20 protein-coding genes are annotated in these 16,240 nt (G+C 54.9%); 14 read left to right on the top strand and 6 right to left on the bottom strand.

What is annotated here, in order from left to right:
- Window positions 1-3: 3 nt before the first annotated feature.
- From RCCS2_RS11850 to tpiA, 6 genes are all read left to right on the top strand, one after another.
- Window positions 4-366: an SUF system Fe-S cluster assembly protein gene (locus tag RCCS2_RS11850; RefSeq protein ID WP_008234524.1), complete on the top strand. Its 363-nt coding sequence runs from the start codon at window positions 4-6 to the stop codon at window positions 364-366.
- 193 nt (window positions 367-559) lie between these two features.
- On the top strand, window positions 560-1,210 hold the full coding sequence (locus RCCS2_RS11845; protein ID WP_008234523.1) for a hypothetical protein: 651 nt from the start codon (window positions 560-562) through the stop codon (window positions 1,208-1,210).
- Entirely contained in the window at window positions 1,211-1,912 is a 702-nt protein-coding gene (locus tag RCCS2_RS11840; RefSeq protein WP_008234522.1) for a DUF3307 domain-containing protein, read from the top strand.
- A 44-nt stretch (window positions 1,913-1,956) separates the two neighbouring features.
- The gene (locus RCCS2_RS11835) at window positions 1,957-2,319 is read left to right on the top strand and encodes a HesB/IscA family protein (protein ID WP_008234521.1); all 363 of its coding nucleotides are present in this window, start codon (window positions 1,957-1,959) and stop codon (window positions 2,317-2,319) included.
- Window positions 2,319-2,618: a TfoX/Sxy family protein gene (locus tag RCCS2_RS11830; RefSeq protein ID WP_008234520.1), complete on the top strand. Its 300-nt coding sequence runs from the start codon at window positions 2,319-2,321 to the stop codon at window positions 2,616-2,618. Before RCCS2_RS11835 ends, RCCS2_RS11830 begins: the two co-directional genes overlap by 1 nt.
- A 9-nt stretch (window positions 2,619-2,627) precedes the next feature.
- Window positions 2,628-3,359, top strand: a complete 732-nt coding sequence (gene tpiA / locus RCCS2_RS11825) for a triose-phosphate isomerase (RefSeq protein ID WP_008234516.1) — start codon at window positions 2,628-2,630, stop codon at window positions 3,357-3,359.
- Here tpiA and RCCS2_RS11820 read toward each other — a convergent pair.
- Complete coding sequence (locus tag RCCS2_RS11820) at window positions 3,356-4,180, bottom strand: cobalamin B12-binding domain-containing protein (RefSeq protein WP_008234515.1); 825 nt, start codon at window positions 4,178-4,180, stop codon at window positions 3,356-3,358. The two genes, tpiA and RCCS2_RS11820, sit on opposite strands and share 4 nt — an antisense overlap.
- 210 nt (window positions 4,181-4,390) lie before the next feature.
- On the opposite strand from RCCS2_RS11820, the gene RCCS2_RS11815 reads away from it, so the two are divergent.
- A complete protein-coding gene (locus RCCS2_RS11815) occupies window positions 4,391-5,560 on the top strand; it encodes a cytochrome P450 (RefSeq protein ID WP_037294078.1) in 1,170 nt (389 codons plus the stop codon).
- Here RCCS2_RS11815 and RCCS2_RS11810 read toward each other — a convergent pair.
- The 3 genes from RCCS2_RS11810 to RCCS2_RS11800 form a co-directional block, all read right to left on the bottom strand.
- Window positions 5,557-6,357: a DUF2145 domain-containing protein gene (locus RCCS2_RS11810; protein ID WP_008234513.1), complete on the bottom strand. Its 801-nt coding sequence runs from the start codon at window positions 6,355-6,357 to the stop codon at window positions 5,557-5,559. The two genes, RCCS2_RS11815 and RCCS2_RS11810, sit on opposite strands and share 4 nt — an antisense overlap.
- A 13-nt stretch (window positions 6,358-6,370) precedes the next feature.
- Window positions 6,371-6,718: a hypothetical protein gene (locus RCCS2_RS11805; RefSeq protein WP_037294077.1), complete on the bottom strand. Its 348-nt coding sequence runs from the start codon at window positions 6,716-6,718 to the stop codon at window positions 6,371-6,373.
- Between the two features lie 113 nt (window positions 6,719-6,831).
- On the bottom strand, window positions 6,832-7,293 hold the full coding sequence (locus RCCS2_RS11800) for an Lrp/AsnC family transcriptional regulator (protein WP_008234498.1): 462 nt from the start codon (window positions 7,291-7,293) through the stop codon (window positions 6,832-6,834).
- Window positions 7,294-7,431: 138 nt separating this feature from the next.
- Here RCCS2_RS11800 and cysG point away from each other — a divergent pair, with 138 nt between their 5' ends.
- From cysG to RCCS2_RS11770, 6 genes are read left to right on the top strand one after another with little or no spacing between them, the layout of a single operon-like run.
- Window positions 7,432-8,823, top strand: coding sequence for a siroheme synthase CysG (gene cysG, locus RCCS2_RS11795; RefSeq protein ID WP_008234496.1), 1,392 nt, complete (start codon window positions 7,432-7,434; stop codon window positions 8,821-8,823).
- A complete protein-coding gene (locus RCCS2_RS11790) occupies window positions 8,823-9,125 on the top strand; it encodes a DUF2849 domain-containing protein (protein WP_008234494.1) in 303 nt (100 codons plus the stop codon). Before cysG ends, RCCS2_RS11790 begins: the two co-directional genes overlap by 1 nt.
- Window positions 9,125-10,795: a nitrite/sulfite reductase gene (locus RCCS2_RS11785; RefSeq protein WP_008234492.1), complete on the top strand. Its 1,671-nt coding sequence runs from the start codon at window positions 9,125-9,127 to the stop codon at window positions 10,793-10,795. The genes RCCS2_RS11790 and RCCS2_RS11785 overlap by 1 nt, the downstream gene beginning before the upstream one ends.
- Window positions 10,785-11,504 (top strand): phosphoadenylyl-sulfate reductase, encoded by a 720-nt coding sequence (locus RCCS2_RS11780; RefSeq protein WP_008234491.1) that lies wholly within the window; start codon window positions 10,785-10,787, stop codon window positions 11,502-11,504. The genes RCCS2_RS11785 and RCCS2_RS11780 overlap by 11 nt, the downstream gene beginning before the upstream one ends.
- Window positions 11,501-11,911, top strand: a complete 411-nt coding sequence (locus RCCS2_RS11775) for a DUF934 domain-containing protein (protein WP_008234490.1) — start codon at window positions 11,501-11,503, stop codon at window positions 11,909-11,911. The genes RCCS2_RS11780 and RCCS2_RS11775 overlap by 4 nt, the downstream gene beginning before the upstream one ends.
- 60 nt (window positions 11,912-11,971) lie before the next feature.
- A complete protein-coding gene (locus tag RCCS2_RS11770) occupies window positions 11,972-12,829 on the top strand; it encodes a ferredoxin--NADP reductase (RefSeq protein WP_008234489.1) in 858 nt (285 codons plus the stop codon).
- A gap of 73 nt (window positions 12,830-12,902) precedes the next feature.
- Here RCCS2_RS11770 and RCCS2_RS11765 read toward each other — a convergent pair whose 3' ends face one another.
- Complete coding sequence (locus tag RCCS2_RS11765) at window positions 12,903-13,508, bottom strand: hypothetical protein (protein ID WP_008234488.1); 606 nt, start codon at window positions 13,506-13,508, stop codon at window positions 12,903-12,905.
- Between the two features lie 163 nt (window positions 13,509-13,671).
- Between RCCS2_RS11765 and infC the strand changes: the two genes are divergently transcribed.
- On the top strand, window positions 13,672-14,250 hold the full coding sequence (infC, locus tag RCCS2_RS11760; protein ID WP_156788531.1) for a translation initiation factor IF-3: 579 nt from the start codon (window positions 13,672-13,674) through the stop codon (window positions 14,248-14,250).
- A 76-nt stretch (window positions 14,251-14,326) separates the two neighbouring features.
- On the opposite strand, the gene RCCS2_RS11755 is transcribed toward infC, so the two are convergent.
- Entirely contained in the window at window positions 14,327-16,165 is a 1,839-nt protein-coding gene (locus tag RCCS2_RS11755) for an OmpA family protein (RefSeq protein WP_037294076.1), read from the bottom strand.
- Between the last annotated feature and the right edge of the window lie 75 nt (window positions 16,166-16,240).

Below are 16,240 nucleotides of genomic sequence, written 5' to 3'. Positions count from 1 at the left end.
GCCATGACTGACAGCAACGCTCAGCTTGAAGGTGCGCCGATGATCGCGCCTTCGACCACGGACCACCCTTTGTACGAAGATGTCGTCAAGGCATGCCAGTCAGTATACGACCCAGAAATCCCGGTGAATATCTATGATCTTGGCCTGATCTACACGATTGACATCAAAGACGATAATGCCGTCAACGTGATCATGACCCTTACCGCCCCCGGCTGCCCTGTGGCCGGTGAAATGCCCGGCTGGGTCGCTGACGCGATTGAGCCTTTGCCCGGTGTCAAACAGGTGGATGTTGAGATGACGTTTGAACCGCAGTGGGGCATGGATATGATGTCTGACGAAGCCCGCCTTGAATTGGGTTTCATGTAGCGTTCAGCAGAATAATTGTTCTTAGATTTAAACTTGCTGCGACACAGACGTTTAGGCATCTTTCGAGCGCCGCATGACGTCTGACAAAATCAATTGCTGCCCCATATGTGGAAAAGCAAATGAAATACATTGCTAATTTTTGAAGCACCCAATTTTATTTGCTTTATGCATTAGCAAATGATAATCATTGCTTATGACCAAAGCAACACATTGCGCCGTCCTGACAGGTGACCTGATCAAATCACGCCAGTCAGACACAGCGGCTGTCGATAAGACGTTTGATGTTCTGCGCCACGCCGCCCAGGCATTTGGCGCTACGTGGGATATTGACCTTCGCTTCACACGGTACCGCGGTGATGGCTGGCAGATCGTACTGACAAAACCCGGCCTGTTGCTGGACGCGGCTTTATACTTTGTCGCCCGCCTTAAGGCCGGGCAGACGCAAATCGCGACACGTATCTCTATCGGTGTAGGTGCATCTGATACCCTAGGCACCCGCGATCTTTCGGATGCAACCGGGCCTGCTTTCTTCGTATCGGGTGATCATCTGGCGCAGATGGGCCGAAATCGCGTGCTTTGCGTTGCTGGTCAGGGGATTGGCGTCGAACAGACTGCCATCATTGATCTGGCCGAATGGATCGCCACGGGCTGGACCGCAACACAGGCCGAGGCTGTGGCGATACACCTTGAAGGGCAATTGACCCGGCATGAGGATATCGCCGAAACCCTTGGTGTGACCCGGCAAGCGGTCCAAAGCCGCCTTGCTGGCGCGGGGCTATCGTATTTCGACAATGCCCTTTACGCTATGCGCAACCATAACTACGCATCGGACGAGACCACTTAAATGCTGACGACTGCCCTCGCCCTGATTGTTGCGCATCTGTTGGCTGATTATCCGTTGCAGAATAGCTGGATCATCAACAACAAGAAAAAACCCGCTGCAATGGCCGCCCATATCGGCGTGGTATTTCTGCTGACCTTGCTGGCCTTGCGTGGTGAAATCCTGCCTGCCCTGACCATTACGCTGCTGCATCTGGTGATTGATCTGATCAAGACGCATGTCGCCCCTGAAAGGCTTTGGGCTTATGTCGCCGATCAACTGGCACATTTCGCGACGATTGCCGCTGTCTTGTGGTTCTGGCCTGATCTGGCCTTGCTTTGGCCAGAGGCCGGCATCTGGACGCAATACCTTTTGGCGATCAGCGCTGGGCTTATCCTTTGCGTGCACGCCGGCGGCCCTGCTGTCGGGCTGTTGATGCAGGACTTTGACATGATGCCACAACAGGGCCTGCCCGAGGCCGGACGCATGATCGGCCTTTTAGAGCGGGCGCTGATCTTTCTGATGGTCCTGGCCGGGCAACCCGGCGGGATCGGCTTTCTGATCGCTGCCAAATCGGTGCTGCGCTTTGATACTGCATCAAAAGATCAAAAAGCAGGTGAATACGTGATTATCGGCACGCTCGCCTCCTTCGGCTGGGCCTTGCTGGTGAGTTTTGCGACATTATCGCTCATCACAATCTACGGCATCGACCCGACCCCATCTTGAGTGGGCCGCCTATGTGCCTTACATAGTGTTTAAAGGAGAACGTTATGTTCGGCATTCCAGGCAAACAGGCCGTCAGCATCACTGACAAGGCCGCAGCACAAATCGCAAAGCTTATGGACAAAGATGGCCATCAGGGGCTGCGCATCGGCGTCAAGAAAGGCGGCTGCGCAGGCATGGAATACACCATGGATTATGTGACAGAGGTTGATCCGCTGGATGAGGTCGTTGAACAGGATGGCGCGCGGGTGATGATTGCACCCATGGCGCAGATGTTCCTGTTCGGGACCGAGATCGATTATGAAGTGTCACTGCTTGAGGCCGGGTTCAAGTTCCGTAACCCTAATGTGGTCGATGCCTGCGGATGCGGCGAGTCGATCAAGTTCGACGAAAACATCCAAGCCAGCTAATGGCCCTTGCGGACGCAGATATCGCGTTCGCCACTGATCTGTTTTCTGATCTTGGACGTGTCACAACCCGCAAAATGTTTGGCGGCATGTGCTTATATCTGGATGGCGGCGTCTTTGCCCTGATGAGCAGTGATGGTCAGCTTTATCTCAAGGCCAAGGGCGATATCGTGACCGCGCTTACCGATCATGGTGCCACCCAATTTCATAACATGCCCTATTGGTCCGTTCCCGACGCGGCCCTTGACGATCCGATGGAGGCCTGCACATTAGCAAGACGTACGATTGCTTCACTAATGTAAGGACCTGCCATGCCCCGTAAGATCGCCGCCGGAAACTGGAAAATGAACGGGATGCAAAGCACCCTTGGCGAATTAAGGACACTGGAAGACAAACATGGGGATGCGGATATTGCGATTCTGATCTGCCCCCCCTTTACGCTGATCAGTGCGTGCGAAGACACGCCCTTCGATATTGGCGGGCAAGATTGCCATACAGCAGAGGCTGGTGCGCACACCGGTGATATCAGTGCCGAAATGCTGGCTGACGTTGGCGCAAGCTATGTTCTGGTCGGTCATTCGGAACGCCGCACGGATCATGGCGAAACAGATGCATTGATCGCTGCGAAATCACAGGCCGCTTATGATGCAGGATTGATTGCGGTGATCTGCATTGGGGAAACATTGGACGAACGTGACGGTGGCACCACGCTTGATGTGATCGACGCGCAACTGGACACGTCTGTTCCCGCAAACGCCGACGCCCAAAATACGGTCATCGCTTATGAGCCTGTCTGGGCCATTGGTACTGGCAAGGTTCCCACCACAGATCAGATTGCACAGGTGCATGCGCATATGCGCAAGCGCCTGCAAGATCGCTTTGACGATGGGGCGGAATTTTCGCTGCTTTATGGCGGATCGGTCAAAGGCAGCAATGCGGCTGATATCTTTGCGGTGCCGCATGTCAACGGCGCACTTGTTGGTGGCGCAAGCCTGACTGCTGCGGATTTTTCACCCATTATAGCAGCACTCGAACGGGCCTAGACGTCTTCGATCACGTGGCGCAATTCGCTGACCGCGGTTTCGATATCTTTGATCATCGCGTCAGCCCCCACCAGATCAAGAATATCCGGGTGGTGATCAAGGATGTTTCCAGCCACCACTAAATGCGCCAATGGATGAGAAATACGGATCGCCAGCACAAGGCGGGTCAGCGGTTCGATCATGTGATCGGAACTGGCCACCAGAACAATCGCCCGGTAGTTGCGCCGATCTGACTGATCGACCAGCATATCATGATCAAGCCCGACCATCATATCCACATCCCAGCCTTCGCGGCGGAAGATATCGGTGGCAATCTCAATCCCCAACGTATGGGTCTCGCCAGGGACAAGCGCAAACATGGCAGGCCATTCATCCCGTTCGGCCAGAATGCCGGGGGCAATGACATGGCGCAGACCGCGAATGATACGGTAAAGTTTACCGCAGGCCAGTGTCACATCAAGGAACGAAATCTCGTCATCATCCCACATTTCGCCCAAGCGGCGGGCGGCACCGGCGACGTAGCTTAGATAGATGGCATCAATCGCCACCCCATCGCGACGCGCTGACAGAATAAATTGATCTGCCGCGCTATCTTTTTCCGACAGCAACGCGGCACACAACTGATCAATGTCTGATGCAGTCGGCAGATCTTCTTTTTTCACAGCATGTGGCATTTTAAATGCAAGACGCCTTACAACTTCGCGCGCAAGCGACGACACTGCGTCTTGCGGCAGCTCTTGTTCTGCCAACCTGAATTGCCGGTCAGCCTTGCGATATTCAGAGCGATCAAACGCTTTTTCGTCCATAGGCATCTTGGCCATGAACGCCCTCCCTTGTTGGCTCGTGATCCCGTCACTTCGTCTGCAAGCCAGACGTTTTTTGTATCCAACTGTATGCAGAATACCATAAAAGACGGTCTTTTGGTGCGCGTCAGAACGTCGCGGTTGCCCATTGGTGCAATCAAGAATTGTACGGCGATTACGCCCCCGGGTGCGCTTGCAATACACAGAAAGGTCAGACAAACCTTTCGCATGAAAACGCTCGGCCAATCGCCTACAGACCCGGAATTCGTTCAAGACCCCTATCCGTTTTATGCCACCGCACGTCAGGCTGGTGACTTTATATGGTGGGATGACTACGGCATGGCCTGCGCCGTATCTCATAAAATGGTGCATGCAGTGCTGCGCGACAGGCGTATGGGCCGTGAATGCCCACCGGAACTGGCGCCCGATATTCCCGACCATCTGATGCCCTTTTTTCAGGTCGAAGCGCATTCAATGCTAGAATTGGAACCGCCTCGGCACACGCGGTTGCGCGCGCTGGTCCTGCGCGCGTTTACAAGCCGCACGATTGCCGCCCTCGCCCCGGATATTAAGGCACTGTGTCATACACTGATTGATGGGTTTCCCGATCAACCCTTTGATCTGTTGACACACTACGCCCAGCCCGTTCCCGTGATCGTCATCTCGCGCCTGCTGGGCGTGCCAGAGGACCGCGCCGATGATCTGGTTCGCTGGTCCAATGCCATGGTTGCGATGTATCAGGCGCGCCGCACACCGCAGATCGAGGCGGATGCCATTGCCGCGACCAATGACTTCGTTGCCTTCATGCGCGGCTATATCGCCAAACGGCGCAAAACACCGACTGATGATATGATCTCTACTTTGATTGCGGCCGAACAAGACGGCGAAAAGCTAAGCGAAGATGAGCTGATCACCACCTGCATTCTGCTGCTGAACGCCGGGCACGAGGCCACGGTGCACACGCTGGGCAACGGGACCAAAACGCTGCTAGATCATGATGTCTCAGACATCACAGAAGCAGCCGTCGAAGAGATTATCCGCTACGATCCGCCCCTGCATATGTTCACCCGCTGGGTCTATGAAGATGTCACCTTGGGCGATCACAGCTTTCAATGGGGCGATCAAATTGCTTGCCTGCTGGGGTCTGCAAACCGTGATTTGCGGGCCTATGACAACGCAGACACTTTCAATCCAACCCGCAAGGGCGCGCAAAATACCAGCTTTGGTGGCGGCATCCACTTTTGCGTGGGCGCCCCCCTCGCCCGGTTAGAACTACAAATTGCATTAGAGGCTTTATTCGCACGATGCCCCGACCTGACACTGGCCGAGGCACCACAATATGGTGATGTCTACCACTTCCACGGGTTAGAGCGTTTGATGGTAACGAAACAGCCCTAGAAACGGACAACCTGTGTCGGCGTGATCCGGTAAACCTCGTCGTGCAAATTGTTACTTTCCATGAACCGCGCAATCGAACCGAATGTCGCTGTTCCCACGTTGGCACCATGATCAGCGGTCGTCAGCGCCATTGAGGCCGCAGGCGCAAACAACCGTTGCAATCCGTTCAAAGGCACCCGCTGGGGCGTAAAATAGGCCGTAATATTGGCTTTGATCTGTGCGGGGTCATCTGTGTCATAAAGTGCGGCCATGATCACATCCAACGTGTGCTCTGTGCAGTTTTGAAATTGGCCAGAGCGCGGATTGGCAAGGACCGAATATTGCGCGTTGTGCAAAGCTGCGTATGTGGGGCTGGTGATCACATCAAGCAGTTTGCGCTGCAAGCGCGGGTCAGGAATGATGATCCCCGCATCCAGGCTATGGGCCCCGGCAAAAAAGTCGCCCGGCGTGTCTTGCACCAGATCACTTTGGGTCCGATCGCCATCGCGCTGATAAAGATTATAGACACGATAGCCCATGCCGGTGCTGCCATCTGCCTTTGTGATCCGTGCATAGACCCAAAAAGCCACATGCGTGTAGTTGATCCCATCGGGCAGAACGGCAGGGTCACGCCCCACACGCGATACAATCGCCACATTGGCCCCGCGCGCGGCCAGATCGCGCTGTACCTTGTTGGAAAATGCCGCAACTTCATTTGCGGGCAATACAGGGTTACTTGCCGCACTGCTGCCCGCAGAGGATGCGACTGGCAAAAGTGTTACCACTAAAAGAAAAATAACTGTCAGAATACGTGTCATGACCTCGCCTCCTTTAGTTCAACCGTGGTGGACCGTTGGGCACAACACATGTCGTTGTTCGGCTCGCGCGGCAGGTTGGCGCGGGTGCGTTGCTGTTTGCGCTCAGAACCGCGACACCAGCTTCGACAGATGCGGCACCAACGGTTTCAATCGCAGCACCGGTGACAGAAAGCACGGCCCCTGTCGCGATGACGGGCACCGCTGAAACGGTGGCGGCGCCAGACGCAACAGCGCTTACACCATGGCTGGCAGCTTGCGCGCTGTGATCTGCTGATTGTGTTGCGTGCTGACCACTGGGTGTCGCGCAAGCAGTCGCTAATGTCAGCGCCGTAAGGACTGCGGTGGTTTTGAGGGGTTTCATGATTTCACTCCATTTATGAACAATGTTCATTCATATATTGAAGCAATAAAGTATGGTCAAGATATTTCTTGAACTTTGTTCATAAACCTACCGAAAATTGATGATGGCTCACCTCAGAGCGGCAATGCGACCGTCGACTTGATCTCTTCCATCGACAAAAGCGCTGTCACGTTGTGCACCTTCACCTCTGATATCAGCGCCTGATAAAACGTGTCATAGGCTCGCGCGTTCTGCACCCGGACCTTCAGGATATAATCAATGTCCCCCGCCAGCCGGTGCGCCTCTTGCACCTCTGGCCGCGATCTAAGCGCTTTTAGGAACCGCCCTTGCCAGTCTGCATCATGCTCGGACGTGCGGATCAGCACAAAGAAACAGGCCTCAAACCCCAGCGCATCTGCATCCAGCAATACGGTCTGCTGTCCGATAATCCCAGCCTCGCGCATCTTGCGAATGCGATTCCACACAGGCGTCTTGGACGACCCGACAGATTTTGCAATTTCGTCCAGCGATTGCGCTGCATCCTCTTGCATCGCCGCCAAAATTTTCCGGTCTGTGGCGTCTATCCGCACCGACATTCTTCAATCTCCGTTTTTGTAGGACAAACAGTCCTAACTCAAGCCAGCGCGGAACATGTGTTCTTAAGTTACCTGATGGGGAGGTAAATATCAGAACATTATTCTATATTGAACCCAAGAAATCAAAGGTTCACACCCATGAAGCACTTTCCAATCTTCCTTGCCGTCGCAGGCCGCCGCATTATTTTGTCAGGCGGTGGTGATGCCGCCATGGCCAAGCTGCGCCTGCTAATGAAGACTGAGGCGCATCTGACAGTGATCGCTGATCAGATCGCTGACGACATCCGCAAATGGGCTGACCAAGGCAAACTGCGGATCATCGCGCGCGCCATGGAACCCGGTGATGCGCTGTGCGCTGCCCTATTTTATGCCGCCAACGAAAATGATGCCGAAGATGCCCGCGTCTCTGCTATCGCCCACGCCGAAGGCGCACTGGTCAATATCGTCGACAACCTTGCCGACAGTCAATTCATCACGCCTGCTATCGTTGACCGTAACCCTGTGACGGTTGCCATCGGCACCGAAGGCGCGGCCCCTGTGCTAGCCCGTGCCATCAAGGCTGATCTGGAAGAACGTTTGCCGACGTCATTAGGTGTTCTGGCACGCATCGGCAAAACCTTCCGTCATGCGGTTGAGGTGCTGCCAATGGGCCGCAAGCGCCGCGATTTTTGGTCGTCCTTCTATTTTGGCAGTGGTCCGAAAGCCTTGGCAGAAAACGGTGAGACCGGAGTTATCACCGCCCTCGAACAGCATCTTGATACGCATATTATGCAGACCGCAAAAGCCGGTTCTGTAGATCTGGTGGGCGCAGGTCCCGGTGACCCCGAATTGCTGACACTCAAGGCACGTAATGCGCTGGATAAGGCGGATGTCGTTATTCATGACCGTCTGGTCACTGGTGAGATCCTTGAACTCGCGCGCCGTGAAGCGATTATCATTGATGCGGGAAAAGAAGGCTTTGGAAAATCCATGGCCCAATCCGACATCGACGCGCTGATCGTGCAGCACGCGCTAGACGGGCACCACGTGGTGCGCCTGAAGGCTGGTGACCCAACGGTCTTTGGCCGCTTGGATGAAGAGATTGAGACGATTGAAGCGCATAATATCCCTTACACCATCATTCCCGGCATCACCGCCGCCTCTGCTGCTGTGGCCAACATCGGGCAAAGCCTGACCAAACGTGGCCGGAACTCTGCTGTGCGCCTGATCACGGGTCACGACACCAAAGGGTATGCCGATCACGATTGGAAAGCATTGGCCCAACCCGGCGAGGTCGCCGCGATCTATATGGGCAAGAAATCCGCACGCTTTATCCAAGGTCGTTTGCTGATGCATGGCGCGGACCCTGCGACGCCTGTGACGATCATCGAAAACGTCAGCCGCGCTGATCAGCAGATCATCGCAACCACATTGGCCGAACTAGAACCAACCCTGACCCAAGCTGACCTGAAGGGTCCGGCGATCACCTTCTACGGCCTTGCCCCGCGCGATGCCGCAGCCAAAGCCCGCCAACTCAAGGAGTTTGCATAATGCCCCGGACGTTCACCCCCAAAGTTGTCACTGCCAATGCGTTGCTGGAAGGCGACGCCGTGTGGTTGACCGAAGCCAACACATGGACCCGCGATATCAGTGAAGCTGAGTTGATGACCGATGAGGCCCACGCTGATTTGCGCCTGCTTGAAGCACAATCGCGGGCGGATGAAATCGCAGGCGCTTATTTGGCAGACGCCAAAGCAGGCGAGGCAGGTCCGGAACCCACACACTTCCGCGAAACCTTTCGCACGCGCGGCCCATCGAACTATGCCCATGGCAAACAAGTGGAGCTTTCGTAATGTACAGCTACAACGACTTTGACGAAGCATTCGTCCATTCCCGTGTTGCCCAATTCCGTGGGCAGGTTGAACGCCGTATCGATGGTTCTTTGACCGAGGATGAATTCAAGCCGCTGCGCCTGATGAACGGCCTTTATCTGCAACTGCACGCCTATATGCTGCGCGTTGCAGTCCCTTATGGTACGCTGAGTGTGGACCAAATGCGCAAGCTGGCCTATATCGCGGACCGTTGGGACAAAGGCTATGGCCATTTCACCACGCGCCAGAACATCCAGTACAACTGGCCAAAACTGCAAGATGTGCCTGATATGCTTGAGGCCTTGGCCGATGTTGGCATGCATGCGATCCAGACGTCCGGCAACACAATCCGCAACGTGACCGCAGACCACTTTGCTGGGGCTGCTGCGGACGAAATCGAAGACCCACGTGCGATTGCAGAATTGCTGCGCCAGTGGTCCACCGACCACCCAGAATTCCAATTCCTGCCCCGCAAATTCAAAATTGCCGTGACGGGTGCCGCACACGACCGCGCCGTCACCAAGGCGCACGACATTGGCCTGCGCATGGTCCGCAATGACGCGGGCGAGCCGGGTTTCGAGGTTATCGTCGGTGGTGGTCTTGGCCGTACTCCGATGGTGGGCAAAGTGCTGCGTGACTTCCTGCCAAAGGTTGATTTGCTGCCCTATTGCGAGGCGATTGTTAGCGTCTACAACCTGCTGGGCCGCCGCGATAACAAGTATAAGGCGCGCATCAAGATCACGGTGCATGAGAACGGGTTGGAAAAAATCCAAGAGCTGGTGGAAGAGCGTTTTGCGACAATCCGCGACGGATTCTCTGGGCATGATCAAGACCTCTTGGCCGAGATTGAAACGGCGTTCGCGCCACCCGCCTTCACCACAAAATCAACCGATGGGTATGAGGCCGCACGTCTGGCCAACCCTGCCTTCCGGTCATGGACCGACACCAACCTTGCCGCGCACAAGGCCGATGGGTATGCCATCGTGTCGATCAGCATCAAAAAGCATGGCGCCACACCCGGCGATGCCACATCAGACCAAATGCGCGTGATGGCCGATTTGGCTGAACAATACAGCCATGGTGAACTGCGCATCAGTCACGAACAGAACGTAATCTTGCCGCATGTGCACAAGGCCGACCTTGCCAAGGTTTATGCGACCCTGCGCGAAGCTGATCTTGCAACTGCGAACATCGGACTGGCGTCCGATATCATCGCCTGCCCCGGCATGGACTATTGCGCGCTGGCGACGGCACGTTCGATCCCGATTGCGCAGGACATCGCCACGCGCTTTGATGAGTTGAAAATCGAACATGAAATCGGTCAGCTGAAGATCAAGATCTCAGGCTGCATCAACGCGTGCGGGCACCACCATGTGGGTCACATTGGTATCCTTGGACTAGATCGGGCTGGTGTGGAGAACTACCAGATTACGCTGGGTGGTGACGGGACTGAGACGACAACAATCGGCGAACGTGCTGGCCCCGGCTTTAGCGCCGACGAGATTGTGCCAGCGATTGAACGTTTGGTGACAGGTTATTTGGGTCTGCGTTCAGACGCCGAAGAAACCTTCCTGCAAACCTATCGCCGCTTGGGCATGGAGCCGTTCAAAGCCATCCTTTATCCAGCAGAGGACAAAGCAAATGCCGCTTAAGGAACTGGCCGAGCGCCGCAATATCCTGCACCGTAAATCAGACGCGCAAACCGTGCTGCGCCATGCCCTGTCGGATGTGCAAATCGGAAAAATCGCTATGGTGTCATCGTTTGGTGCCGAAAGCGTTGTGCTGCTGCACATGATATCCCAGATCGACAAGGCCACGCCTGTTATCTTTCTGGATACCGAAATGCTGTTCCCAGAGACGCTGACCTATCAAAAAGAGGTGGCCGCGTCACTTGGGCTGACGGACGTGCACGTGATCACACCCAATCGCGATGCCGTGTTGATCGAAGATGTTGACGGGCTGTTGCATCAGGCCGATACGGACGCGTGCTGTAACCTGCGCAAAACCCGGCCATTGGCCGCGGCTTTGGCAGGGTTCGATGGCTGGATCACCGGGCGCAAACAGTTCCAGGGTGGCAAACGTGCTGATCTGCCGCTTTTTGAAAAAGAGGGCCGTAAGATCAAGGTGAATCCCTTGGCCAAATGGTCAGCGCGGGACTTGCAGGACTATATCACGCAACACAACCTGCCACGCCATCCGCTTGTTGCCAAAGGCTATCCATCAGTGGGCTGTATGCCGTGCACAACGCGGGTCAGCGATCATGAAGATCAACGTGCAGGTCGTTGGCGTAACAGCGAAAAAACGGAATGCGGTATTCATTTTGAAACGTCTGTAGCCACAAAAGAAGGACAAGCTGCATGAGTGTGATCGTCACCGACACAGGCTTTTCCGCCGATGATTTCGACTGCGGATTTATTGCGCTGGACGACGTCGCTGCCAATGATTGCGATTATGGCATTGATCTGCCGTCAGACACGCCACCAGATGCGCTTATCGGGCTCGACAATGCGCCGATGATTCGCATCGCCTTTCCGTCTTCTGCCGATGGGCGTGGGTTCACACTGGCTGCAATGCTACGTCGCGCAGGATACAAGGGCCGTTTGCGCGCCAAAGGGCATGTGCTGGCCGACCAATACGCGATGGCGCGCCGGTCCGGCTTTGATGAGGTTGAAATTGATGATGCTTTGGCCGCCCGCCAGCCCGAAGATCAATGGCAATTTCGTGCGGATTGGCAAAATCATAACTATCAGGCGCGCCTGCGCGGCTAAGCCCCCTTTCCCTGACATAGATCAACGACTAAACCGGAGGGCGGCCCTAACAGGGCTGCCATGACACATATGACTGAAGCGACGCCCGTGACATTAGATACCGCCAAAGCCGTCCCTACCCTGCCTGATGCGCAGACCGTAACGGATGTGAAACACTATACCGACCGCTTGTTTTCCTTTCGGGTCACGCGCCCAGCCGCGCTGCGCTTTCGCTCAGGCGAATTCGTGATGATCGGTCTGATGGGTGATCCTGACCCCAAAACAGGCAAGCAAAAGCCACTGTTGCGCGCCTATTCCATTGCATCCCCATCCTGGGACGAAGAGTTGGAGTTTTATTCCATCAAGGTGCAGGATGGCCCGCTCACATCAAGGTTGCAGCACATCCAACCCGGAGATGAGCTGATCTTGCGCCCCAAACCTGTCGGAACTCTTGTGCATGACGCGCTAATCCCCGGCAAACGCATTTGGTTCTTTGCCACCGGCACCGGTTTTGCCCCGTTTGCATCGCTGCTGCGCGAACCGCAGACCTATGAAGATTATGACGAGGTGATCATCACCCATACCTGTCGCGAAGTGGGTGAGCTGACCTATGGGCGTGACCTGATCGAAGCGCTCAAAACCGATGGGTTGCTTAACGAAGTGATCGGCGAAGGGTTTTGGAAGAAGATCAAATATTATCCAACCACCACCCGCGAAGAGAGCCCGAAGATGGGCAGGATCACCGACCTGATGCGGTCGGGCGAGGCATTTGCCGATCTGGGCGTGCCGCCCCTGTCACCTGAAACGGACCGGGCGATGATCTGTGGCAATCTGGCCTTCAACCTTGAACTGAAAGAGATGTTTGAGGAATATGGGCTGGTTGAAGGCGCCAATTCAAACCCGCAACATTATGTGGTTGAGAAGGCGTTTTTGGACTAAGTCACCCATACTTAAACAAAAAAAGGCCACGTCAGAAACGACGCGGCCTTTTCTTTTTCAGCGATGCGCGGGATTAAAGGCCCAGCGCCTCGCGGATGTTTGCAAGCACTGGCTCAAGCAGCAAAGGATTGTCTTTTGCAGTGTCAACGGCTGTTGTCATAAGCGACTTCATATCGTCAGACATCTCTGAACCTTCGACAAGCTGCGTGACCTTTTCGGCATCAAATCCGTCAACAGTCAGCAATTCATCGGCCATCGACATCAGATCGTCACCAGCTTCTGCCACTTCGGCTGTGGCTTCATCGACAGCCTCTTCAGCAGTGGCGGCGGCTTCTTCGGCAGCAGTTGTAGCTTCCTCAGCGGCGGCGGCAGCGGCTTCTTCTGCGGCTTGGGCGGCTGCTTCTACTTCTGCAGCAGCGGCAGCGGCGGCCTCTTCAGCGGCGGCGGCAGCTTCTACAGCAGCGGCTTCGGCGGCAGCGGCCTCTTCAGCGGCCTGTGCTTCGGCAGCGGCAGCAGCTTCTGCGGCGGCGGCCTCTGCTTCGGCGGCAGCGCGTTCTGCCTCTTGCGTGGCGCCTGTCAGAACACCAATCGCTTCACTCGGGTTGCGACCTTCGGCAGCGTACTGATAGCCAAAAAAGCCAACAACCGCGACAACAACGAGAATAATAATTGCACGCATGGGTCATCTCCTTTCCAAATCTATATTTGGGCCCCCATCGGACCTTGGGTTTGGATATGTCAGATGGCTTGCCAAAGGGAAAGTGCAATCAGCGGGGAATAATCAGCGGGAAACCGCATCTTTTGCGGGTTGAAGCTGCCCATTGGGGTGTTTAGTTTGATCAATACCAAAATGGAACAACCAAAGGATAAAGACCATAGGACGCAGACCCCATAATGCCCCACCACAACGTGACACCGGCCCCCGGATCAACGACCGCATCAGGTCAGATGAAATCCGCCTGATCGGTGCCGAAGGCGAAAACGTCGGCGTTGTCACGCCTGCACGTGCGATGGAAATGGCCGATGATGCTGGCCTTGATCTGGTAGAGATTTCTCCAAACGCCAATCCACCGGTTTGCAAAATCATGGACTATGGCAAGTTCAAATACGAGACCCAGAAGAAAGAAGCCGAGGCCCGTAAGAAACAAAAGATCATCGAAATCAAAGAAGTGAAGTTCCGTCCGAATACGGACAATCACGACTATGAAGTGAAGATGCGCAATGTGTTCAAGTTTTTGGACAATGGCGACAAGGTAAAGATCACCCTGCGTTTTCGTGGCCGCGAAATGGCCCACCAGCAATTGGGCCGCGAATTGCTAGAACGTGTGGCCGAGGACACAAAAGAGGCTGGCAAGGTTGAAAACTTTCCCAAGATGGAAGGCCGTCAGATGGTCATGCTGATCGGGCCGTTGCCCAAGTAGGATTGATCAAGAAAAACCCGCTACGAAAAAAGACCCTCTGCTAGTGCAGAGGGTCTTTTTCATTCATGTAAGCGGGTTAGCGCAGCAGCGATGTAATATTACGGATTGATGCACGCCGGTTTGCCCGCTCCGGCCCCGGTGTGGACACTTTTAACGCACTTTCACCATATCCCTGTGTGATCAGGTTTTCTGGCGGAATATCGAAATATTCTGTCATCGCCAAAGCCACTGTTTCGGCACGCCGGTCTGACAAGGCAAGGTTATAGCTCGCATCGCCCACTGCATCTGTATGACCTTCGATCAAAAAGACCTGTCGCGGGTCGTCTTCGATAATATTCGAGATGGCAACGGCGAGGTTGGTGAGTTCCTCTGCCTGACTTGGTTGAATCGCGGCCGAGGCTGTTGCGAACGTGATGGTGTCCAACTCAATCTCGGGGGCAAGCGCCCGTACTTCGCGAACTTGACGGATTTGGCGCAATGAGAATGTCCGATCAATAGCCGCATTCTGTGTTGCCATAAGTGCCAGACGCAAACTATCGACATCGCCTTGCGATGTTTGCGGCTGTACGCGGTCTTCTTCCACCTGCGGCAATTGCGTCATATCAATTGGATCAGCGCGTTGCGTGTCGTCAAACAGGACGTATTCGCTCCCATCAGCAAATATGCGCGTGCGCTGCAATACCCGGCCGTCACTGCCACGAATGGTCTTGATCTGTGTTCCGTCCTGTCGTGTGACAATCACCCGGGTCGATCCATCGTCGAACGACTCTGTCTGCACCTGTGATCCCGGCTGTCGCAGCAAAACATCATCATCTTTCAAGACGACAAGTTCGTCATTACGGCGGACAACGACGCGATCGCCGCTATTGGAAACAACCTCATCACCATTATTCAGCACAGAGCCGACAACCACAGCACCAAGACCGACCAGAAGCGCACGTTCAAAATTGCTGAGCCCGTCGTCATCGTTTGATGCGGAAGTTTCGACATCGCCAGTGGCAGCGGTTTCAAAATCTTGGTCACTGCCGCGCACGTCATCTTCTGACAATTCCTCGACTACGACCTCACCAGAACTGTCCACTTCCCCTTCGGTTTCGGCGGCGGCTGCTGCGGTCGCGGGCGACGTATCATCGACGATTGTTGACACATCTTCTGAAAGCCCGCCGTCCTCTGTCGCGTCAGCGGGAACACCTTCCGATACGACTACCTCGGTCTCGGCACCCTCTGGCAGGCCCTCATTAACCACAACTTCTGTGTCTTCTCCTTCAGCCAATCCTTCGGAAATAACCACGTCGGTGTCATCACCCTCAGGTGCCCCTTCTGTTACGACAATTGGGGCATCGTCAGTCGCTTGCGCATCTTCCTCGACAACGACATCAGCCTCTGGCGATGCTTCATTTTCATCATCTGCGACAGAACCGTCGACCGCTACATCTGCTTGCGCATTGTCATCAGCGATCACATCCGCAGAAGGCGCTTCTTCAATTTCCAGCGGCTCATCCGACACAACTGCCGGTTCATCCTCTGGAACGATTTCTTCATTGTCAGTGTCGCTGGCAGTAACTGCCTCTTCCTCGACAACAGCCGCATCAGTGTCTTCGGCAAGATCAGCCTCCACTTCGACTGCAGCCTCTTCATTTTCTACCGCTGTATCTTGCTCTGTTTCATCTGCCATGTCGGCCTGCGCATCCAAGGCTGCTTGCAGGTTTTCCTCGTCTACTATCAAGGTGCCGTCTACTGTCAGACAAGGCAAAACAACCTCAGCCTGAGGCTCTGCTTCGTCTGTTGCGCCAAGGCCAACGCAAAGTTCAGGTTCAATCGCATCCACGGCTGCTTGCTGCGCAAAAATCGGGCTTGCGATCAGGCTAAAGCTCATCACCAAAGATGTTGTGGATTTGAGTGTCGATTTTCGCATGGCGTCCTCACAAGGTATATTTTGGAATAATGGTTGTGAGGTGAAACGTCCCTGCAAACGAAAGGTTCCAACGTT

The sequence above is a fragment of the Roseobacter sp. CCS2 genome (assembly GCF_000169435.1).
Taxonomy (GTDB): Bacteria; Pseudomonadota; Alphaproteobacteria; order Rhodobacterales; family Rhodobacteraceae; genus Yoonia.
This window is presented reverse-complemented; position numbering and strand designations above follow the sequence as displayed.